We start from the raw sequence: 20554 nt of genomic DNA on the forward strand, positions 1-20554 counted from the left end.
GTGCCGGAGACGCCGTACGTCCCGCCGCCGACGCCCTCGACCCTCGACGGCACCCCGGTCGACCACGCCGGGTTCCGCCTGGTCATGGCGACTTCGCCGCCGTCGATGCTCGATCCCGCCACCGGCGCCACCACCCCGCTTCCCGGTGCTCCGGCCGGTGACCGGGTCAACGACGTCATCCGGGTCGGCAAGTTCCCGGTCGTGCTGTCGGCCGCCCGCTGCGGGCCGTCCTGCCTGGAGCCGTCCGAGGTGCTCGTCTACGGCGACCCCAAGAACCAGCCGTGGAAACTGGGCAAGGCCCGCAGCGTCGCTCCGGCCGCCGACGAGAGTGGCGTCTGGCTGATCCGCGACGACGGCAATGACCTCTGCCGTCTCCAGTACGTCTCCCTGCTCGGAACCGAACGTGGCCGCGGCCGTCCGGCGAGCTGCACGATGGCGGTGCGCCAGGAGGTGCCGCAAGGCCTGCTGATCACGGTGAACACCGGGACGGCCACCGCCGAGGACGTGCTGATCGACCCCGCCACCGGCCGCGCCGTGCACCAGTTCCCTCGCGTCCTCGCGATCACCAAGGACCGGATGCTGCTGGCCGAGCTGACCGAGTTCTCCGTGCTCGACCTGCGGAACAACCAGCGCACGCCGGTCAAGCGGCCGGTGGCCAACGGCTCGCCGGGCCCGGTGACGCCGAGCCGCGACGGGTACAAGGTGGCCGTCTTGTTCGGCGACCCCGCCTGGCAAGGGACCAGTACGCAGACCGCCGACGTCTGGGTGCTCGCCCTCGACACGCTGACCTGGACTCACGCGCCCTCGATGCCGATCGCGACCGAGCTCAAGCGGGTCGCGGTCGAATGGACCGAGGACGACGGTCTGGTGATCGCCACCGACGTCGTCGCGAACTGGCGGCTCGACCGGCCACAGTGGACGATCGTCAAGACCCCGTTGCCCACCGAGCGGAATCGCTCGGTGGTGACGATCGCGCAGGGCTGACTATTCCTCGTCGAGCCCGTGCTCGATGGCGTACCTGGCCAGTTCGACACGGTTGTGCAGCTGCAGTTTCCGCAGCGTCGACTGGACGTGGTTCTCCACCGTCCGATGCGAGAGCACGAGCTTCTCGGCGATCTGGCGCGCCGTCATCCCCTTCGCGACCAGGCGCAGGACGTCGGTCTCGCGTTCGGTCAGCCGCGGCGGCGCGGGCCCGTCGTCCGGGGCGTCGGCCATGCGGCGGTACTCGCCGAGGACGAGCCCGGCGAGTCCGGCGGTGAACACCGGGTCGCCCACCGCGGTCCGCTTCACCGCGTCCACCAGTTCGCTCGCCGAAGCCGATTTCACCAGGTATCCGGACGCCCCGGCCTTGACCGCTTCGAGGACATCGCTGTGCTCGCCGCTGGCGGAAAGCACCAGCACCTTCGTCGACGGCAGCTCGGCGGTGATCTCCCGGGTGGCGTCGACGCCCGACGTCTCGCCGAGGTTGAGGTCCATCAGGACGACGTCCGGCCGGACCGTGCGCGCGATCCGCACCGCGGCGGACGCGTCCGGCGCGGTGGCCCGCACGTCGAAACCGTGTTCGGCCAGGTCGCGCGCGACCCCGTCCCGCCACATCGGATGGTCGTCGACCACCATCACCGAAACACCGGGCGCGTCGGTCATCGCTTTCCCCTCGCCGCCACTGGAACCTTGACTTCCCATTCCGTGCCCTGGCCGGGCGCGGTGTCCAGGGCGGCACTTCCGCCCAGATCCCGCACGCGCCCCTTGATGGACTCCGCGATACCTAGATGTCCCTCGGCCGCCGCGCGTTCCAAAACACCGGGCGCGATTCCCGGGCCGTCGTCGCGGACACTGACCACGACCTCGGTGCCGAGATCCTCCAGCAGCACCCAGGCGTGCGCGTCCTCACCCGCGTGCTTCTCGACGTTCGACAGCGCCTCGCGCGCCACGGCCACCAGTTCCGAGGTCACGTGCTCGGGCAACTGGACCTCGCCCGCGGGCGTCGAGACCTGCACGGACGGCGTCGCGAGCAGCTGCAGCGCGGCACGGAGGTCGGTGGTCCCGTTCTCGCTCGGATGCGTCGGCTCGGTGGTGACCAACGCCCGCAGCGCGATCTCCTGCTCACCGGCCAGTTTCGCCAGTTCGGCGGCCTCCCCGCCGAATTCGGCGCCGCGTTTGCGCACCCGCGCGAGCACCTGGAGGACGCTGTCGTGGATCGAGCGGGCGAGCCGTTCCCGTTCGGCCGTCGCGGCCTCCATGCGCAACGCCCTGGTCAGCGCGTCCGCCGACCGGCGGGCCATGGTCGCGGCGAGACCGATCACGAACCCGCTCGCGGTCAGCAGGAAGCCGTCCCGCGCGACGTCGACGTCGAACCGCCAGCGCACCAGCCCGGTGACCACCGAGACCACCAGTCCGGCGAGCACCCCGCCGAGCGCGCCGAACCGGGTCCCGGCGGCCGCGGGCGGGACCGCCGCCCATACCGTCGTGATGAGCGGGATGTTGGCGTCGAACTGCGCGGTGGTCAGGACCCACGCGGACGTGAACATGAGGACGACGGTCAGCGCGAGATCGACGCCGACCAGCCAGGGCCAGCGGCTCGACGGCCGTGCGTAGAACACGCTGCTGAGCACCGTCCACGTCGTCATCGCGCCGAACGACGTCCACGCCAGCCACTTGTTCGCGTAGCCGTCGTAATGGACGATGAACGAGCCGAGCGCGAAGAGCAGCGTCGTCACCCGGAGCACGATCACCCCGCGCCACAGCGGAGTGGCCGGGTCCCGCGTGCCGAGCGCCGAAACGGCGCGCCAGAGCGGGGTGCCGGTCATGACTCGGCTTCGGACTCTTCCCCGGGATCGTTCGGCTGCGCCGCCTGATCCCGCAGGACGTCGATCTCGGCCGGATCCGGATCGTGTTCGTGCAGCAGCGACCGGATACCCGCGTTGAGCACGGCGAGCAGCGGCACCGAGAGCAGCGCGCCCGCGATCCCGGCGGCGACGAGACCGGCGGTGATCGCGAGCACCACGGCGAGCGGGTGCAGCTTCACCGCGCGCCCGAGCAGGATCGGCTGCAGCACGTGGCTCTCCAGCTGCATGACGCCGATGACGATGGCCAGCACGACCAACGCGCCGACGACGCCCTTCGTCACCAGCGCGATCAGCACCGCGACCGCGCCCGCGATCACGGCGCCGATGATCGGGATGAAGGCGCCGAGGAAGACCAGCGTCGCCAGCGGGATCACCAGCGGCACGCCGACGATCGCCAGCCCGATGCCGATGCCGACCGCGTCGACCACGGCCACCGCCGCCGTCGCGCGCACGTAGCTGACCAGCGACGCGAAGCCACGCCGCCCGGCGACGTCGATCCGGTTGCGCACGCGCCCCGGAACGCCGCGGACGAGGAACGACCAGATCTGGTCGCCGCCGGAGAGGAAGAAGATGAGGATGAACAGCGTCAGGATGAAGCCGGTGACGATCTCGCCGACCGTGCCCGCGGTGGTCAGCGCGGTGGTGGTGATCGACGCCTGGTTGTTCTGCAGGAAGCCGATCGCCTGGTTGATGAACTCCTGGATCTGCTCCTGGCGCAGGTGCAGCGGCCCGTCGATGAGCCAGACCTTGATCTGGTTGAGGCTCTCCGTCAGCTGTTTCTGCAGTTCCGGCAGACCGGAGGAGAACTGCGCGACGACGAACGTCAGCAGCCCGCCGAGTACCGCGAGCCCGGCGATCAGCACTATCCCCGCCGCGAGCCCGCGCGGGAATCTCAGCGCCGTCAGCTTGGAGACCGCCGGCGCGAGCAGCGCGGCGAGCAACAGCGCGATCGACAGCGGGATCACGACCACCGACAGGTAGCCGATGAGGAACACGATGACGTAGAGCGCGGCGATCACCACGATGAAGCGCCACGACAACGCCGCGCCGATCCGCAGGCCGCGGGGCACCAGGTTGGTGACGTCTTCGCCTGCCTCGGAGAGGAACGGGTTCGCCGGGTCGAATTCCGGCTGTTGGTGCTGGGGCTCGCTCACGCGCTCACCGTATCGGTCCGAGACGACGTTTCCCGACCATTCCGGGCAACGCGCACGGGTCGAATTCGCCCGATGCGACGCTTGACACACCGCTTGCCGATGGACCCTGGAGTAACCGGCCCCCGCCAGCCTTGATCACTTATCGTGATTCGGGGCTACACTGTGTGTTCTTCACTCGATCGTGCCATCAAGGCGGTTCAAACTCGCGCAGGCCTTCCGCACTTTGCTTACCTCGGTCCCGCAACCACGAACGGCATACCGACACCACAGGAGACCGAGTGACGAACGCGGCGAAGAACGAGAGGCGGGGCGCGGCGCGCTTCGGCCGTCTCGCTTCGCGTGCGCTGTTCGTTCTCGGTGGCGCCATCGCCGGTTCCGCCGCCGCTTGGGCCGTCTCCGGTGCCTCCGCCTCGGCCGACGTCGTCCCGTCCGCCCCGGTGATCTCCACTCCCGGGACGAGCGTCACCCCGGTCACCGACGCCACCGCGGCGGGCCTGACCGACGTTTCCCGTGGCGCTTCGAAGTTCGCCGGCGACGTCGCCGGCGCGATGTGCGGCGACGACCACCAGGAAGCCACCACGTGGTCGATGCCGGGTGAGAACGAGTCCGCCCCCGCGAAGCACCACTGCGGCGGCGTCCGTGCCGACGAGCACGAGGTCTCCGCCCGCGTCAGCGACGCGGTCACCGATTTCGCGGACAGCTCGGTGGTCACCCCGGTCAAGCGGACCCTCGGCACCGTCGAGCACATCGTGCGCGAGCCGGAGGACACCCGCCAGGTTCTGGACGAGACCATCGCCGGATCGCCCGAGGCTCAGGAGTTCGGCCGCAAGGTCTGGGATCTCCTCGACCCGCGCGGGCACGGCGGCCTCGTTCCCGACCTCCCGGTCAGTGGCGTCCCGCTCAACCCGAAATCCCCGCTGGACACCATCGGCGCCGGTGAGCAGGTCACCGACTTCGCACAGCTGGCGACGACCCAGTTCCCCGCTTCCTCCGAGACCGTCCTCCCGATGCCGGCCTTCGTGCAGCAGCACGGTGCCTTCGATCAGGTCGAGGACGTCCCGTCGCGTGACGGTCACCGTGGTGACTTCCCGCGTCCGATCACCCCGGCGCCGCTTCCCTCCGCGCCTTCCTTCCCGACTGTCCCCGGTGGCGGCTCCGCCCCCGGTGGTCACCTCGACGGCCTGACCCACGGCGTCCCCGCCTGGGTTGTCTCCGCCGTCGAGCGTTCCCTGACCGGCTACGCGCTGGCAGGCACGCGGTACATGCCGCTCACCCCGGGCTCTCAGCCCGGTGTCACTCCTGACTGAACACCTCCCTCCGCGGGGTAGCCGACGCGCCTCACGCCTCCCGATTCCGGGCTTGGCTTCGCGTCCGCTCCATATCCCCCGCGAAACGGCGGTGCGCTTTTTTGCGCCCGCAATCGCTCCACCCCCCCTCTGGTGCCTTTCGAACGGCACCTCCTCGAACCCGAAAGGGAACCCGAAATGAAGGAGAAAAACCCCATGCAATCCTGGGCAAAGCGCGGACTCCAGACCGCGTTGGTCACGGGTGGGTTGTTGATGCTGGGCACCGGCATCGCCTCGGCTGACGAACACGTCAACCCCGACACCCCGGCCTCCCCGCTCGACGCGAACGTCACCGTTCCCATCGAGATCGACAACAACGCCGTTGGCACGCCCCTCGGCCAGGCCGACCTCCCCGGCTACAAGGGTGAGGTCAGCACCAAGGCCGTCACCAAGCCCGTCTCGGACGCGCTGGACTCGGCTTCGTCGCCCGGCGGCAGCACCGACGGAATCGGCGGAGGGCTCCCCCAGCTCTCCAGCAAGGGCGCCGTCCCCGCGCCGCTGGCCGCCAAGGACTCGGCCCGTCAGGTCAGCGGTGGGCTGACCGGTGGTGGGTTCACCACCACGGACGACATCCTCAAGGGCAACAAGGTCGTCGGTGACGTCGTCGTCCCGATCCAGATCGTCGACAACGCCATCGGCGTGATCGGCGACGCCGAGGTCGAGGGCGGAACGCACGACCAGACCTGGTCGCACAACCAGGACGTCGAGACCACCGGTGAGGACTCCAGCCTCGCCGGGAACGTCGTGTCCCTCGACTGGGCGCTGCCCGTGCAGATCGCCGGCAACGGCGGCGGGCTCGCCGGCGGCACCGGCCGCGTGGTCGGCGGTTCCGCCAGCCAGAGCACCACCGAGACCGGCAACATCACCACCGACGGCGAGGGCTCCGCCCTGTCCGGCAACGTGGTGGCCGGCCAGTTCGCCACCCCGGTCCAGGTCACCGGCAACGCCGCCTCCTGGATCATCGGCAACGCCAACAGCTCCGGCTACGAGGCCGAGACCGACGCCACCTCCGGCGGCTGGGTCGAGACCGACGGTGACGACTCCGCCCTCGGCGGCAACGTCGGCGCGGTGCCGATCGCCCTCCCGGTGAAGTTCAACGACAACGCCGGCGCGGTGCACGGCTCCGTCGCGAACTCGAACAGCAGCTCCTCGGCGGACGCGCAGGCCGGCGACACCACGCCCGGCTGGAGCAACGTCCCCAGCTACGTGCAGACCTCCGGCGAGGACTCGGCCGTCGCGGGTAACGCGATCGTGCCGCAGACCGCGGACGTCGCGAACGTCGGCGGCGTGGCCGCCAGCTGGGTCGGCCTGGCCAACACCGGCAAGGACGGCGGCACCAGCCAGTCCAGCGTCGTCGACGCCGGTGGCTTCGTCAGCTCGGAGGGCGAAGGCTCCGCGGGCGGCGGCAACATCGTCGACCCGGCCGTGGCGGCCCCGGTCGAGGTGACCTGCATCGCGGGCACCTACATCGGCAACGTGTCCTCGACCTCGTGCGAGAACACCGTCGACGCGAACGCCGGCAACGGCAGCCACACCACGGGTGACGACTCCACCCTCGCGGGCAACGTCGTCAACACCCAGGCCGCGCTGGCCCCCGAGGTCTACGGCGTCGGTGGCTCGCACATCGGCCAGGCCGTCGCCGAGGCGACCGAGACCAAGACCGTGACCGCCGGCGGCTACGACGGCACCACGGGCAACGACTCCTCGGGCTCGGGCAACATCGTCCAGGTCCCGGCCGCGGTTCCGGCCGAGGTCTTCGGCGTCGGTGGCTCGTTCATCGGCCAGGGCTCCGGCTCGGCCGACGAGACCAAGGTCGTCTCCGGTGGCGGCGGCGGGAACACCGCCGACGACAACGGCTTCCTCAGCTCCAACCTGGGCACCGTGCCGGTTTCGCTGCCGGTGCAGGCGTTCGGGATCGGTGGCGCGTTCATCGGCCAGGGCCACGGTGGCGCCGACGGCGACACCACGTCCAACGCCGGACACGACGTCCACGCGACCGGTGACGGTGGCGCGGGCTCGGGCAACCTGGTCTACGGCCCGGTCTCCCTGCCGGTCCAGGCGCACAACTTCGCCGCGGTGCTCGGCGGGATCGCTTCGGGCGAGGGCACGAACCTCACCGACTCGAACGCGGGCGGCGACGCCACCGCCAACGGTGACGAAGGCGCGCTGGCGGGCAACATCGTCCAGACGCCGATCGGCGGCGCGGTCCCGGTGACCGGGCACGGCATCGCCGGTGCGGGCATCGCCAAGGGCAACAGCGTCAGCGACGTCCTTTCGGAGGCCGGTGGCGACGCCACCACCACCGGTGACAACGGCGCGGTCGCGGGCAACATCATCGGCGCGCAGGCGCTGCCGACGGTTCCGGTCACGCACGACGCGATCGCGGCCGCGGGCATCGCCACCGCCGAAGGCTCCGACACCGTCGACGCCGCTTCGGGCGGGGACGTCGAGACCTCGGGCCTCGACGGATCGCTCTCGGGCAACATCCTCGACATCCCGGCCGCGGCCGACCCCGAGGTGTTCGGCGACGCGATCGCGGCCGCCGGCGGCGTGTCCGAGACCAACGCGGACAGCATGATCACCGGCCAGGCCGGTGGCGACAGCATCACCGACGGCAGCGGCGAGGCCCTCTCGGGCTTCAACTTCCACCACCCGCTGGTCTTCGTGGTCCCGCTGAACGAGCTCGAGATCCCGATCCTGGCGATCGCGGACGAGAACTCGACGGACTCCACCGAGATCAACGACGAGGAGTACACCCGCGCCTTCACCGACTCGGTCGGTTCGGAGATGCCGATCGACGCGCTGCCCGCGCTGCCGTTCGGTGCCCCCGCGGTGCCGTCGCTGAACGGTGCCGGCGCCCTGCCGACCACCCCGGCGATCGGCGGCGCCCGCGCCGACGGTCCCCAGGTGGGCACCCTGCCGGTGCAGGTGGCCGGCCTGACCGCGCTGAAGCAGCTGGGTGCCATCCCGACGCAGCTGCCGAAGTCGGACCTGCCCGAGCTGCCCGGCACCCCGGCCCTGCCCGGTGTCCCGGCCCTGCCGAAGACCCCGGGTCTGCCCGGTGACGCCGCTCGTGCGGACGCCCCCAAGCTCGCCCAGCTGCCGGCCCTCCCGGCGCTGAACGGGCTGCCCACCGCGGGCAAGCTGCCGGTGCAGCTCCCGACCGCGGGCACCCTGCCCACCGCCGGCAACCTGCCGGCCGCGGGCGAACTGCCGGTGCAGCTGCCCACCGCGGGCACCCTGCCCGTCGTGAACAGCACCCCGGCGATGCCGACCGCGCAGGTCCCGGCTCTGGCGAACGTCGACTCGTCGCCGCTGAGCATGTTCCAGCGTTTCATCGGCACCCTGACCGGCAAGAAGTTCCACACCATGTGAACCTGCCAGTCGGCTAGCGCCACTGAATGAACCGAAGCGGGCCCGGGAGACACTCCCGGGCCCGCTTTGTGTCACCGTCCACAGACGGCTGAAGGGCGCTTTCCCCGCATCGCATGCGGTGAAAGCGCCCTTCGCCTCGTCAGATGCGGGGAAAGTCCCCTTCAGCCCCTGGGCCGCCCGGGGTGAAAAGCGCGTCCTGAGCCGCGTTCATCGCGGTCAGCACCGCTCCTTCCAGCACCCCGCTCCCGCCGACGGTCCCCGCCCGCACCTCGGTCCGCAGCGGCGAGATCTCCGCGAGCCGACGGCTCACCCTGGCCGCCAGCGCGTCGCCGCCGGCACGGCCGATCTCCCCGCCCAATACGAGACAGCCAGGGTCCAGTACCGCGGTGACCGCGGCGGCGCCGATCGCGATCCGTTCCGCGACGATCTCGAGAAAAGCCCCGGCGTCCCCTGCGTCCGTATCGATCGCGTACCCGACAGCCGCTTCGGCCGCCGCGGCATCGTCGGCCGACGAAGCAGGGATGCCGTGCTCGCGGGCCAGTTCGCAGATCGCGGCGCTGCCCGCCAGCGTGTGGAAGCCGCCGTCGCAGTCTGTCGCCGTCGGGAGCCGTCCGGGGCCCAGCAACGGCAGGAACCCGATCTCGCCCGCGCCGCCCGACGCGCCCCGCCGCAGCGAACCGTCGAGGACGACGGCCGCGCCGACCCCGAAACCGAGCCACAGCAGGACGAACGTGTCCCGGTCGCGGGCGGCGCCGAGTCGCTGTTCGGCGGCGGCCGCGAGGTTGACCTCGTTCTCCAGCAGCACCGGGACACCGAGCCGTCGCCGGAGTTCGTCGACGAGTTTCCCGTGCCACGCGGGCAAGCCCCCGGCGTGCCGCAGACCGCCGGTCGCCGGGTCGACGAGACCGGGAGCGCCGACGGCGATCGTGTGCAGCGTGGTCGCACCCGCCTCGGCGGTGGTGGCCTTCAGCAGGGCGATCGCCCGCTCCACGGCCACGTCGGTGTCGACGTCCGGGTCGAACGGCAGCGAGGCCTCCGCGCGGGTCCGGCCCAACAGGTCCGCGACCGAAACGGCCAGGCCGTGGGTGCGGACGTCGAGTCCGGCGAGGTACGCGCGTTCGGCGACGATGCCGTACAGCTTCGCGTTCGGGCCCCGGCGTTCGGCGCCCGCCTCGCCGACGATCTCGATCAGGCCGGCGTCCTGCAGGCGTTCGACGAGGTCCGCCACCGTCGGCCGGGAAAGACCGGTCAACGTCTTGAGCTGGGCGGCCGTCAGCGAGCCTTGGCGGTGGAGCAGGTCGAGGGCGAGGCGGTCGTTGATGGCACGCGCCGTGCTCGGGGAGGCGGACGGCGTCCGGATGACACTCACCGGCAGATCCTCCCAGAAATAATTATCAGGTTCCCTTCCTGATAGTTTACGCTCACGTCGTCGAGTCGTCTCATGGACCTTGGGGGCCCAGTGACCAACACAGTGGAAACCGTCGGCGGGCCGACGCGGCGAGTGCGGCAGGCGCGGGTCGCCATCGCCGCCGTCTTCGCCGTGCACGGCGCGGTGACCGGCAGTTTCGCCACCCGGATCCCGTGGATCCAGGAACACGCGGGGATCAGCGCGGGCCAGCTCGGCCTCGCGCTCGCCTTCCCCGCCATCGGTGCTTCGCTCACCATGCCGCTCGCCGCGCGGATCGGGCACCGGCTCGGCGGCAGGCTGGGGCTCCGGCTGCTGCTGGCGTACTGGACGCTGGCGCTGATCCTCCCGTCGCTGGCGGGAAACCTCAGCACGCTGTGTCTCGCGCTGTTCGTCATGGGCACCGCGGCGGGCACCTCGGACGTGCTGATGAACGCCCTCGGCGTCGACGTCGAGGAGAAAATGGGCAAGTCGGTCATGTCGGGGCTGCACGGCATGTGGACCACCGGTGCGCTCGTCGGCTCCGCCGCGGGCACGCTCGCCGCGCACGCCGGGATGGACGCCCGCGTCCACTTCGCGATCGCGTCGGCCGTGCTCACCGTTGCCGGAGCGCTCATCTGCCAGGGCGTCTTCGATGTCCGCAGCGCGCCCGACGAGAACCCGCCGCCGAGGTTCGCGCTGCCGCCGAAGTCGGCCGTGATCATCGGTGCCGTCGCGTTCTGCGCCGTCTTCGCCGAAGGAGCGAGCCTCGACTGGTCCGCGGTCTACCTGCGTGACGTCCTCGGCACCTCGCCGGGGATCGCGGCGGCGTCGACCACCGCGTTCACCTGCACGATGGCGGTGGCCCGCCTCTCGGGCGACGCGCTGGTGCGGCGCTTCGGCTCGGTCAAGACCGTCCGTGCGGGTGGCGCCTTCGCGACCGCGGGCGGTCTGCTGGTCGTCTTCGCCGTCCATCCGGTGATGGCGATGGCCGGTTTCGGGTTGATCGGGCTCGGCGTCTCCGTCGTCGTGCCACTCGCCTTCGCGGCGGCCGGACGCAGCGGGCCGACGCCGAGCCAGTCGATCGCGGGCGTCGCGACCATCACCTATTCGTCTGGTCTCGTCGCGCCGTCGCTGATCGGCGGGATCGCCGACCTGACGTCGCTGACGGTGTCCTTCGCGGTGGTCACGCTGCTGGCGCTCGGCCTGGTGGCGGGCGCCGGCGTCCTTCGATCCCGCTAGTCGAACTGAAGGGAGCGTTTGGCGAGGCCGTACCAGTAGCCGTCGATGACGGTCTCGCCCTTCCCTTCCGACGAGCTCGCGCCGAGCGAGACGAACAGTGGGGCGAAGTGTTCGATCCTGGGGTGCGCGATGGCCGCGGCGGGGGCCTTGTGCTGGAAATCCAGCAACGCGTCGAGGTCGCCCTCGCGCAGGGTTTCCGCACCCCAGTGGTCGAATTCGCTCGACCACGACGGCGGTTTCCCGTCGGTGCCGTCGGTCTGGCGCATCGCGTTCAGGTTGTGGGTGAAGAAGCCGCTGCCGATGATCAGCACGCCCTCGTCACGCAGCGGCGCGAGCTTCCGGCCGAGGTCGAACAGTTCCCGCGGGTCCAGCGACGGCATGGACACCTGCAGCACCGGGATGCCGGCGTCCGGGTACATCTCCACGAGCGGGACGTACGCGCCGTGGTCGAGGCCGCGGTCGGGCGCGTCGTGGACCGGCGTCTGGGACGAGCGCAGGAGTTTCCGCACCTTGTCCGCCAGCTCGGGAGCGCCGGGCGCGGCGTATTTCACCTGGTAGTAGCGATCGGGGAAGCCCCAGAAGTCGTAGACCAGCGGCACCGTGGTGGTGGCACCGAGGGTCAGCGGTGCCTCTTCCCAGTGCGCCGAGACGACGAGGATCGCCTTCGGCTTCTCGAGGTCGGCCGACCAGCGGGCGAGCTGGCGGGTCCAGGTGGCGTCGTCGGCGAGCGGCGGTGCGCCGTGGCTGAGGTAAAGCACCGGGGTCATGTCAGCTCCAGGTGTTTGAACTTTCAACTACCAGGATAGACGACGTCGCCCGGTTCCGCCTTATTCCCGCGCGAGGTTCGCCGCCATCCGTTCCAGTACGCCGACCGCCGTCCGGTAGTCGTCGTCGCTGATGCCTTCGGTCGCGCGCGAGCGGAACTCGCCGACCTTGGTCTTCAGCCGGAGATGCGCCTCCCGGCCGGCGCGGGTCAGGGCGCCTTCGTCGTCGATCCAACCGCGAGTCCGCAGGTCGGCGACGGTTTCCCGTGGTTCTCCGAACGGCGACAGTGCCTCGTCGATGGGGGCTCCGCTGTCGATCGTGTTCAGCACCTGCCAGTGGCGGCGGGTCAGCGCTTCGTCCGCCAAGACCTGTTCCAGGGAAGATTCGAGGGCCTGGTGGAGGTGGGCGAACCAGAATCCGATGGGCTTCATGGATACTCCTTCATGTAGGCGACAACTACATGTAAAAGTACATGCACTTGGTGAGGACGGGCAATGACGGACGCCGTGGCCGACGTGGAACGCGCGATGATCGCCATCCGGCGGAGCCAGGCGAGGCGATCGCTGTCGAAACTCGCCCGCGATCGCGCCGAAACCATGCTGGACCAGGCGATACAGGGGCTCCTCGATGCCGTCGAGGCGGCCGAGGAGAGCGGCGAACCGGGCACCGTCACCAGCCTCGCGGCGGCGCTGACCATCGACCAGCCGCGCGCGAGCCGCCTGGTCGCTCGCGCGGTCGAGGGCGGTTTCCTCCGGCGTGAAGCCGATCAGCGCGACGGCCGCCGCGCCGTCCTCGTGCTCACCGACGCGGGACACGCCGAAGTGACGCGCATGCACGAATTCCGCCGCTCGGTGTTCGCCGAGGCGATGGCGGACTGGACGGACGGCGACCGCCGCGAGTTCGCGCGGCTGCTGACCGCGTTCGTCCGGAACTACGGCGCACTCGGCGTGAAGTAGTTGACCAGGTTGCCGTCGGGATCGCGGAACAGCAGGGACCGGTTTCCCCACGGCATCGTGGACGGCTCCTGCACGATCTCGGCCAGATCGGCCAGCCGCGCGTACTCCCGGTCGACGTCCTTGACCCGGAACTCGAGGATCGTGGTCCGGTTCGACTCGGGCACCGCGGCGGCCGCGCCGAACAGGGTCATCGTCTCGGCGCTGCCGATCGCCAAGGTGCACGACGGGCCGACGAGCTCCGCGAACTGCTCGGAGCGCCATCGCGCGGCGAGGCCGGTCGCCTTCTCGTAGAACCCGGCGAGGCGGGCGACGTCGTGGGTGATCACACGGACGGAAACGAACTGCACGGTGGATCCTTTCGGTGCCGGAAAGCGGACACCGGCCACGCTAGGAGCAATACTGGACAGGATCCGCCCGGTATTGGGACGCTTTCGCCGTGACCCGGCCCATCGCCCGCGTGCTCGCGTTGCTGGAGATCCTCCAGAGCGGTGGGACGCGCACCGTCGCCGAGCTCGCGGGGCGGCTCGACGTGGACGAACGCACCGTCCGCCGTTACGCCGAGCACCTCGTCGAGCTGGACATCCCGGTCCGCTCGGTGCGCGGCCGGTACGGCGGCTATCGGCTGGCCCCCGGCTACCGGATGCCGCCGCTGATGCTCACCGACGAAGAGGCACTGGCAGTCCTGCTCGGCCTGGTCGCGGGACGGCGCGCGGGGTTGATCACCACGTCGGTCGCCGCCGTCGAGAGCGCGGTCTCGAAAGTCCGCCGCGTGCTTCCCGAAGCGCTGGGCCGCCGGCTGAACGCGCTGCTGGAGACCGCCGACTTCACGTCGCCCGCCAGGAAAGCCCTGTCGGCCGAAGCCGAGGTGCTGCTCACCGTCGCGGAGGCGGCACGGGACCGGCATCCGGTCGGACTCGCGTACCTCGCCGGGCACGGCGGTGCCAGCGAACGCGTCGTCCATCCCTATGGCGTCGTGGCGCACTCCGGCCGGTGGTATCTGACCGGCTTCGATTCGGCCAGCGGCGAGGTGCGCACCTTCCGCGTCGACCGGATCAAGTCGGCCGAGGCGAAGGCCGGGACCTTCGAGGCGCCCGACGGCTTCGACCCGGCCGAACGAGTGCTGACCGCGCTGGCCGAGACGCCGCACGGACACGACGTCTCCGTGCGGATCCAGGCGACGCCCGAGCAGATCCGTGCCGCATTCCCGCCGTCCGTGGCCACCCTGGAAACGGACGGCGACTGGGTGCGTGCCCGGATCCGGGCGCAGCGGCTGGACTGGATCCCGTCGCTGCTCGCCGCGCTCGACCGGCCGTTCGTGATCGAGCGGCCCGGCGAGCTCCGCGACCTGGTCAGCGCGCTGGCAGGACGGCTGGCGGAGCGGGCTCGGGAAGGGTGAGCGCCGAATGCGCCGGCTCTTCCGCTCCACCCCTGACCGCTTCGTCGACGATCTCACCGCCAGGCTGGCGCACCTCGACGACGAAACGGCCGACGGGTAGCCGCCGGCCGTTCCGGTCTTTCTCACTTGCCGCAGAACACCGTCCGGACGAGCTTGTTCAGCGCGGCCGGGAATGCCTGCGCCGGGTCGTTCTCGGCGTCCCCGCCGGTGACCGACGCGGTCAGTGTCTTGCTGCCGTCCGGCGTGCTGTACATCAGCGATCCGTAGCCGTTGAGGCCGCCGTTGTGGTTGAGGACGGTACCGACGCAGCCCGGGCCCAGGTCCTGCGAGAACTGCCCGAGACCGTAGAAGCCGTACAGGCTTTCGCTGCCGGGGTGCGTCTTGCGCATCTCGGTCAGCAGCCAGGTCGGGAGGAGCTTTCCGCTCTGCAGCGCGGAAAAGTACGTCTGGAGATCCTTGGTCGTCGAGATCATGTCACCGGCGCTGGAGATCCAGGACGGGTTCTGGTGGGTGACGTCGAGCGTCTTCCACTGGCCGGCGTCCTCGTAGCGGTAGTAGGCGTGGGCGTACGGCTTGGGCATCCCGGCCCACGCTCCCGGTGACAGGGTGTCACGCAGCTTGAGCGGCCGCAGGATCCGCCGGTCGAGCTCGTCGGCGAAGGGACGGCCGGTGAGCTTCTCGACCAGCAGCCTGGCCACCACGTAGTTGGTGTTGGAGTAGCTCCAGCCCGCTCCCGGTGCGAAGACCGGGGGCTTGGAAACCGCCAGCCGAACCAGTTCCTCGGGCTGGTAGGTGTGGAACCGCTTGTCCACCCATTCCTTGCCCGCCCAAGGGGTTCCCGGTGTGACCGTCCCGTCCGGGTTGTACTGGCCGGTGTGGTTGAACAGCCCACTGGTGTGCTGCAGCAGCATCCGCACGGTGATCCGCGAGTCCAGCCCGAATCGGGGAAGGAGACCCGCCACCGGGGTGTCGAGCCCGATCCTGCCCTCGGCCACCAGCTGCAGCACCAGGGTCGCGGTGAAGTTCTTCGTGGTGCTGCCGACGCGGAAGTGGCCATCGGCCGGCGGTTTCGCGGTCCCGCCCAGCTCGCGCACCCCGGCACTGCCGGTCCATTCGCCCCGCTCGTCACGGACGCGCAGCTGCATTCCGGCGAAGCCCGCGTCGACGAACTCCTGGACGGCTTGCCGCAGCTCCGGGCGGTCCTGTCCGGCGGAGGCGGCCGGCGCGGTCACGCCCGCCAGCAGTGCGGCGGCCAGCGCGGTGAGTCCGATGCGGCGGAAGGTCTTCAGTGTCTTGGTCATGGCGACCACGTTCGCGGGCCGCGCTGACACGGGACGGCCACGGCGCTGACATGGGACCGCCGATCATGGACGAATTCGGGTTCGCGCGTCAGCCTGAGATGCGGGCTTCGATGCCGTCGAGGAGGAAATCGAGGCCCATCCGGAAGGTCTCGTCGGCGTTCAGGTGGACGGCGTCGCGCACCACCGTGGCCAGCGCGGGGAGTTTGCCGGTGGCGAAGGACCGCTCCAGATAGGGCCCGAGCGTGGCCTGCCAGCGTCTCTCGTCCATCCCGGTGGCGCGTTCCGCGCGCCGCTCGGCGATCTCCCGGCGGACCGCGCCGATCGTGTAAGCGTTGACGGCCGAGACCACCGGCATCACGGAGTCCACCCCGACCTCGCCCAAGGCCGCCATCACGGTCTCCGCGTTGGCCAGCGCGTTCGGCCCGAGCTGGGGTCGGCCGCCCAGGAGATCGGCGAGCCATTCGTGCCGGTGTACGGCTCTCCGCGTGGCGTCGGCGAGAGACCGCAGCATCTCACGCCAGTCGTCTCCGGCGGGCCGGATCTCGGCGTGGGCGGCGTCGACCATCAGGTCGAGCAACTCGTCTTTGCCTTCGATGTAGCCGTACAACCGCATCGGTCCCGCGTCCAGCGCGGTGGCGATCTTGCGCAAGGACACCGCGTCCAGCCCGTCCGCGTCGGCGAGCCGGATCGCCGCCCGCACGATCAGCTCCCGGCTCAGCGGGGCCAGAGCGGGCCGACTCGGCGGCTCCGGCCGCTCCCACACCACCATGCGGGTGACAATACATCGCATCGATCGATACAGTGTATTGGTCAATACGGTGTATCGAAGGAAGGGGCGATCATGACCATCGCCATCGTCGGAGCGGGCCTCGGCGGCCTGGCCCTTGCCCGTGTTTTGCACGTCAACGGCATCGACGCCGTCGTCTACGAACGGGAAGCGTCGCGTGAAGCGCGCGGTCAGGGCGGCATGCTCGACATCCATTCCGGCCAGCAGGCGCTGCGCGAGGCCGGCCTGATCGACCGGTTCCACGAGATCGCCCGGGGCGAGGGGCAGGACATGAAGCTTCTGGAGCCGGACGGCACCCTCCTGCTCCAGGAGGACACGCCCGACGACGCCCCGCTCGACCGGCCCGAGGTCGATCGCGCCGACCTGCGTGACCTGCTGCTGGACTCCCTTCCCGAGCACACGGTTCGCTGGGGGCACGCGTACGAGTCCGCGGAAGACGGCGTGGTGCGCTTCACCGACGGCAGGAGTGCGGCTTACGACCTGCTGGTCGGCGCCGACGGCGCGAACTCCCGGGTCCGCGCGCTGCTCACCGACGCCCGCCCGGCGCATCTCGGCCATAACGTCGTCGAGGTCGGGATCCCCGACATCGACCGCACGCATCCCGACCTCGCGGCGATGGTCGGCCGCGGCAACTACTGGGTGCTCGGCGACGGAAAGTCCCTGGCGGCGCAGCGCAACGGTGACGGCCGCGTCCGGATCGGCCTGGGCTTCTACAACACCGCCGAGGACTGGTTCGAAACCAGCGGGATCCCGTTCGACGACCCGGCGGCCGCCAGGGCGCGGCTGATCGAGCTGCTTTCCGGCTGGGACCCGCGGTTCATCGCGCTGATCGAGGCCTGTGACGACCTCGTCGTGCCGCGGCCGATCACCGCCCTGCCGCTCGGCCTGACCTGGGAGCCGGCGCCGGACGTCACGCTGCTCGGCGACGCCGCGCACCTGATGCCGCCGGTGGGCGAGGGCGCCAACATGGCCCTGCTCGACGGCGCCCGGCTCGGTCTCGCGCTGGCCGCGCATCCGGACGACATCCCCACCGCCGTCAAGGAGTACGAACGCGAGATGTTCGAACGCACCGGCGCCGCCGCGCGGATGTCCGCCCGGATCCAGGAACTCCTGACGGCGCCGGACGCCGCGCGGAAGATGCTCGCGTTCTTCCAGCCGGACTGAGGTCGTTCCCCCGGTCAGGCAGTGCTGCTCCTGGGGCTGACTGGTGGCGGACGGGGTGCGCCACGGCGAACTCAAGCGCTACGAAGGACGCAGGCACCACACCGTGATGACCGACCGCCGCTTCAGCGAGGACGTCATCGACTTCCTGAGCTAGTCGTGCGACAGGTCGACGAAGCGGCTGTAGTGCAGCTGGTGCGCGACGGTGATCGTCGCCGTCGGCCCGGCACGGTGCTTCGCGATGATCAGGTCCGCCTCGCCCGCCCGCGGGTCGTCCCGCTCCCAGGCGTCGGGACGGTTGACCAGGATGACGAGGTCGGCGTCCTGCTCCAGCGAGCCGGACTCACGGAGGTCGGACAGCATCGGGCGTTTGTCGGTCCGCTGCTCGGGACCACGGTTCAGCTGACTGATCGCGATCACCGGGACCTCGATCTCCTTGGCCAGCAGCTTCATCTGCCGCGAGAACTCCGAGACCTCCTGCTGCCGGGACTCGACGCGCTTGCCCGAGGTCATCAGCTGGAGATAGTCGAGGACGACGAGCTTGAGATCGTTGCGCTGCTTGAGCCGCCGGGCCTTCGCCCGGATCTCCATCATCGTCATGTTCGGCGAGTCGTCGACGAACAGCGGCGCCTCGGAGACCTCGCTCATCCGGCGCGCGAGCCGCGTCCAGTCGTCGTCGGACATCTTGCCACCGCGCATGTCCGCCAGGCGGATCCTCGCCTCGGCCGAGAGCATGCGCATGACGATCTCGGTCCTGCTCATTTCCAGCGAGAAGATGACGCTGGTCAGACCGTGTTTGATGGACGCCGACCGGGCGAAATCGAGTCCCAGGGTCGATTTCCCGACACCGGGACGCGCCGCGACGATGATCATCTGGCCGGGGTGCAGGCCGTTGGTCAGATCGTCGAAGTCGGCGAACCCGGTCGGGATGCCCTGCGACTGCCCGCCGCGCGACGCGATCGCGTCGATCTCGTCCATGGTCGGCTGGAGCAGTTCTTCCAGCGCGACGTAGTCCTCGCTGGTGCGCCGTTCGGTGACGTCGTAGATCGCGGCCTGCGCGCGGTCGACGACCTCGTCGATGTTCGCGCCGTCGGCCGCGGCCGCGCCGTAGCCGTACTGCACGATCCGCGTGCCCGCTTCGACCAGGCGCCGCAGCACCGCCTTCTCGGAGACGATCTCGGCGTAGTACCCGGCGTTCGCCGCCGTCGGCACCGTCGCGATCAAGGTGTGCAGATACGGGGCGCCGCCGACGCGGCCCAGCTCGCCGCGGCGTTCCAGTTCGGCGGAGACGGTGATCGGGTCGGCGGGTTCGCCGCGTCCGTAGAGGTCGAGGATGACGTCGTAGATCGCCTGATGCGCGGGCCGGTAGAAGTCGTCGGGACCCAGGGCTTCGATGACGTCGGCGACGGCGTCCTTCGACAGCAGCATGCCGCCGAGCACGGATTGCTCGGCCGCGATGTCCTGCGGAGGCTGGCGGTCGTACTCGCCGCCACGCGGACCGGGGTCACCGGGACCCGGGTCGGACTCCGCGTACATCGGATTGCGGTCGTCGGTCAGCGCCACCGCTGCTGCCACCTCCTCAAGACATCGAACACGCGTTCGATTGTGCCAGAATTTCCCCGGTCGGTCCGCCCGCGCCCGCCTGCCCCTCTCGCGGCTCCCGGCGCTCCCCTGTGTTCCCCTCCCGGGCCGGATGGCCGCCACTGTGTGTACCGGCCCGGCGGGCACGGTAGGCCCCCCGAAAGGACCGGCGCAATTTCGCCTGGGGACCGCCCTGTGGATAACCTGGGGATGACTGCGGGCAACCCTTCACAGGTGAGCCGAAGCCTGTGTACAACTTGTGGGCAACGGTGGGATGGTCTGACAAAAGCGCTGGTCAGGGCCTGTGGAGACACTGTGGAGAACTTTATTCAAATCCGTGCGGCGTGTCGGGCGAAACTCGTCGTTCGGCGTGTCGCACGCGGGCGCACAGGGGTGCCCTGTGGATGAATGCCACGGAGGGTAGAGGGGTGGCCCGCCGGGCTGCACGGTGTGAAATTCAGGACGCGAACAACCTGCCCTGTGCGCTCCGTAGTCGTTCTCCGAGAACCTGCTGGTCGGCGGGTGTGAAGGCGATCCTCGGCTCGCCACTCCCCGGTACCTCTTCGGTCAGCCACCGGCCCTCGGACGTATCGATGTAGTTCACCGGGCGTTCGATTCGCTGCCGCGCGCCGCTTCGGCCGCGGGCCGCGACGTAGAGGCTTCCACTCCCCAAACGGCGTAACGCGAGGATGCGGCGAAGCTCGTCCGCCTCCTGGCTGCCGGCGCTCTGCCGTCCGCTGCGAAGCACCTCGAAGCCCTCGTCCTGCGCCGTCGACGACGAGCGCGGCGCTTCGACCTGACTCTTCGGGACGGCGACCGGCCGCCCGCGTCCCGGCGCGAGCTTCGGGATCTGGTCGAGGAACTCGGTGAGCAGCTCTTCGGGCCGCACCGACGCGAGCGCGACGCCGTCGTGCTCGCTGTGGCGGGCGAGTACGAAGCCCTCTCCACCGGCGCTCCCCGCGAGCAGGGTGAAGCTCAGCGCCTTGCCCTCGAACCCGCCGTCGACCCAGCCGTAGTACTCCAGCGACGGCCGGGCGATCGCTTCGAGCGTCGCCTTGAATCCGGGGTGCAGGCCCCGGGCGCCGAAAAGGCCCTGGCTCGCCAGCTCCTCGTTGGTCCGCTCGTCCTCGGCTCGCTGCGCGTCCTCGTCGTACCAGGTCGGTGTTTCCGACAGGATCGTGTGCGGTTCGCCGCCCCGGCGGCGGATCAGCGTGATGAGGGTGCCGGTCGTGATCGTGACCTGCTTGTCCAGCACCGGAA

Annotated in this window: 18 protein-coding genes; 7 read left to right on the forward strand and 11 right to left on the reverse strand. The window is 70.4% G+C overall.

What is annotated here, in order from left to right; all coding sequences use genetic code 11:
• Complete coding sequence (locus H074_RS22155; RefSeq protein WP_007032297.1) at positions 1 to 984, forward strand: hypothetical protein; 984 nt, start codon at positions 1 to 3, stop codon at positions 982 to 984.
• On the opposite strand, the gene H074_RS22160 is transcribed toward H074_RS22155, so the two are convergent.
• From H074_RS22160 to H074_RS22170, 3 genes are read right to left on the reverse strand one after another with little or no spacing between them, the layout of a single operon-like run.
• Complete coding sequence (locus H074_RS22160; protein WP_007032298.1) at positions 985 to 1644, reverse strand: response regulator; 660 nt, start codon at positions 1642 to 1644, stop codon at positions 985 to 987.
• Positions 1641 to 2807, reverse strand: coding sequence for a MacS family sensor histidine kinase (macS, locus tag H074_RS22165; protein ID WP_007032299.1), 1167 nt, complete (start codon positions 2805 to 2807; stop codon positions 1641 to 1643). Before macS ends, H074_RS22160 begins: the two co-directional genes overlap by 4 nt.
• Complete coding sequence (locus tag H074_RS22170; protein WP_007032300.1) at positions 2804 to 4000, reverse strand: AI-2E family transporter; 1197 nt, start codon at positions 3998 to 4000, stop codon at positions 2804 to 2806. Before H074_RS22170 ends, macS begins: the two co-directional genes overlap by 4 nt.
• A gap of 278 nt (positions 4001 to 4278) precedes the next feature.
• Here H074_RS22170 and H074_RS22175 point away from each other — a divergent pair, with 278 nt between their 5' ends.
• Positions 4279 to 5307 (forward strand): hypothetical protein, encoded by a 1029-nt coding sequence (locus H074_RS22175; RefSeq protein ID WP_007032301.1) that lies wholly within the window; start codon positions 4279 to 4281, stop codon positions 5305 to 5307.
• Between the two features lie 195 nt (positions 5308 to 5502).
• Complete coding sequence (locus H074_RS22180; protein WP_007032302.1) at positions 5503 to 8721, forward strand: beta strand repeat-containing protein; 3219 nt, start codon at positions 5503 to 5505, stop codon at positions 8719 to 8721.
• A gap of 139 nt (positions 8722 to 8860) precedes the next feature.
• Here the strand turns inward: H074_RS22180 and H074_RS22185 are convergent, their stop codons facing one another.
• Positions 8861 to 10090, reverse strand: a complete 1230-nt coding sequence (locus H074_RS22185) for an ROK family transcriptional regulator (RefSeq protein ID WP_007032303.1) — start codon at positions 10088 to 10090, stop codon at positions 8861 to 8863.
• Between the two features lie 90 nt (positions 10091 to 10180).
• Between H074_RS22185 and H074_RS22190 the strand changes: the two genes are divergently transcribed.
• The gene (locus H074_RS22190) at positions 10181 to 11347 is read left to right on the forward strand and encodes an MFS transporter (protein WP_007032304.1); all 1167 of its coding nucleotides are present in this window, start codon (positions 10181 to 10183) and stop codon (positions 11345 to 11347) included.
• Here H074_RS22190 and H074_RS22195 read toward each other — a convergent pair.
• Both H074_RS22195 and H074_RS22200 read right to left on the reverse strand, forming a co-directional pair.
• Entirely contained in the window at positions 11344 to 12114 is a 771-nt protein-coding gene (locus tag H074_RS22195) for a dioxygenase family protein (protein WP_007032305.1), read from the reverse strand. The genes H074_RS22190 and H074_RS22195 overlap by 4 nt on opposite strands.
• Positions 12115 to 12174: 60 nt before the next feature.
• Complete coding sequence (locus tag H074_RS22200) at positions 12175 to 12543, reverse strand: hypothetical protein (RefSeq protein ID WP_007032306.1); 369 nt, start codon at positions 12541 to 12543, stop codon at positions 12175 to 12177.
• Positions 12544 to 12606: 63 nt separating this feature from the next.
• On the opposite strand from H074_RS22200, the gene H074_RS22205 reads away from it, so the two are divergent.
• Complete coding sequence (locus H074_RS22205) at positions 12607 to 13068, forward strand: MarR family winged helix-turn-helix transcriptional regulator (protein WP_007032307.1); 462 nt, start codon at positions 12607 to 12609, stop codon at positions 13066 to 13068.
• Here the strand turns inward: H074_RS22205 and H074_RS22210 are convergent.
• Positions 13044 to 13415 (reverse strand): VOC family protein, encoded by a 372-nt coding sequence (locus H074_RS22210; RefSeq protein ID WP_039923130.1) that lies wholly within the window; start codon positions 13413 to 13415, stop codon positions 13044 to 13046. The genes H074_RS22205 and H074_RS22210 overlap by 25 nt on opposite strands.
• A gap of 89 nt (positions 13416 to 13504) precedes the next feature.
• On the opposite strand from H074_RS22210, the gene H074_RS22215 reads away from it, so the two are divergent.
• On the forward strand, positions 13505 to 14464 hold the full coding sequence (locus tag H074_RS22215; RefSeq protein WP_007032309.1) for a helix-turn-helix transcriptional regulator: 960 nt from the start codon (positions 13505 to 13507) through the stop codon (positions 14462 to 14464).
• A 122-nt stretch (positions 14465 to 14586) separates the two neighbouring features.
• Here H074_RS22215 and H074_RS22220 read toward each other — a convergent pair whose 3' ends face one another.
• Entirely contained in the window at positions 14587 to 15765 is a 1179-nt protein-coding gene (locus H074_RS22220) for a serine hydrolase domain-containing protein (protein ID WP_007032310.1), read from the reverse strand.
• A gap of 88 nt (positions 15766 to 15853) precedes the next feature.
• Positions 15854 to 16534 (reverse strand): TetR/AcrR family transcriptional regulator, encoded by a 681-nt coding sequence (locus tag H074_RS22225; RefSeq protein ID WP_007032311.1) that lies wholly within the window; start codon positions 16532 to 16534, stop codon positions 15854 to 15856.
• A gap of 72 nt (positions 16535 to 16606) precedes the next feature.
• Between H074_RS22225 and H074_RS22230 the strand changes: the two genes are divergently transcribed.
• A complete protein-coding gene (locus tag H074_RS22230; protein ID WP_007032312.1) occupies positions 16607 to 17716 on the forward strand; it encodes an FAD-dependent oxidoreductase in 1110 nt (369 codons plus the stop codon).
• Between the two features lie 150 nt (positions 17717 to 17866).
• Here the strand turns inward: H074_RS22230 and dnaB are convergent, their stop codons facing one another.
• On the reverse strand, positions 17867 to 19276 hold the full coding sequence (gene dnaB / locus H074_RS22235; protein WP_007032313.1) for a replicative DNA helicase: 1410 nt from the start codon (positions 19274 to 19276) through the stop codon (positions 17867 to 17869).
• Between the two features lie 475 nt (positions 19277 to 19751).
• A complete protein-coding gene (locus tag H074_RS22240) occupies positions 19752 to 20549 on the reverse strand; it encodes an ESX secretion-associated protein EspG (protein WP_007032314.1) in 798 nt (265 codons plus the stop codon).
• Positions 20550 to 20554 lie beyond the last annotated feature (5 nt).

The organism is Amycolatopsis decaplanina DSM 44594 (assembly GCF_000342005.1).
In the GTDB taxonomy this organism is placed as follows: Bacteria; Actinomycetota; Actinomycetes; order Mycobacteriales; family Pseudonocardiaceae; genus Amycolatopsis; species Amycolatopsis decaplanina.

Excerpts from the sequence above, each read along its gene's own strand:
- H074_RS22220 (WP_007032310.1), bottom strand. The coding sequence starts at position 15,765 with ATGACCAAGACACTGAAGACCTTCCGCCGCATCGGACTCACCGCGCTG.
- H074_RS22225 (WP_007032311.1), bottom strand. The coding sequence starts at position 16,534 with ATGGTGGTGTGGGAGCGGCCGGAGCCGCCGAGTCGGCCCGCTCTGGCC.
- H074_RS22180 (WP_007032302.1), top strand. The coding sequence starts at position 5,503 with ATGCAATCCTGGGCAAAGCGCGGACTCCAGACCGCGTTGGTCACGGGT.
- H074_RS22160 (WP_007032298.1), bottom strand. The coding sequence starts at position 1,644 with ATGACCGACGCGCCCGGTGTTTCGGTGATGGTGGTCGACGACCATCCG.
- H074_RS22230 (WP_007032312.1), top strand. The coding sequence starts at position 16,607 with ATGACCATCGCCATCGTCGGAGCGGGCCTCGGCGGCCTGGCCCTTGCC.
- H074_RS22195 (WP_007032305.1), bottom strand. The coding sequence starts at position 12,114 with ATGACCCCGGTGCTTTACCTCAGCCACGGCGCACCGCCGCTCGCCGAC.
- macS (WP_007032299.1), bottom strand. The coding sequence starts at position 2,807 with ATGACCGGCACCCCGCTCTGGCGCGCCGTTTCGGCGCTCGGCACGCGG.
- H074_RS22205 (WP_007032307.1), top strand. The coding sequence starts at position 12,607 with ATGACGGACGCCGTGGCCGACGTGGAACGCGCGATGATCGCCATCCGG.
- H074_RS22200 (WP_007032306.1), bottom strand. The coding sequence starts at position 12,543 with ATGAAGCCCATCGGATTCTGGTTCGCCCACCTCCACCAGGCCCTCGAA.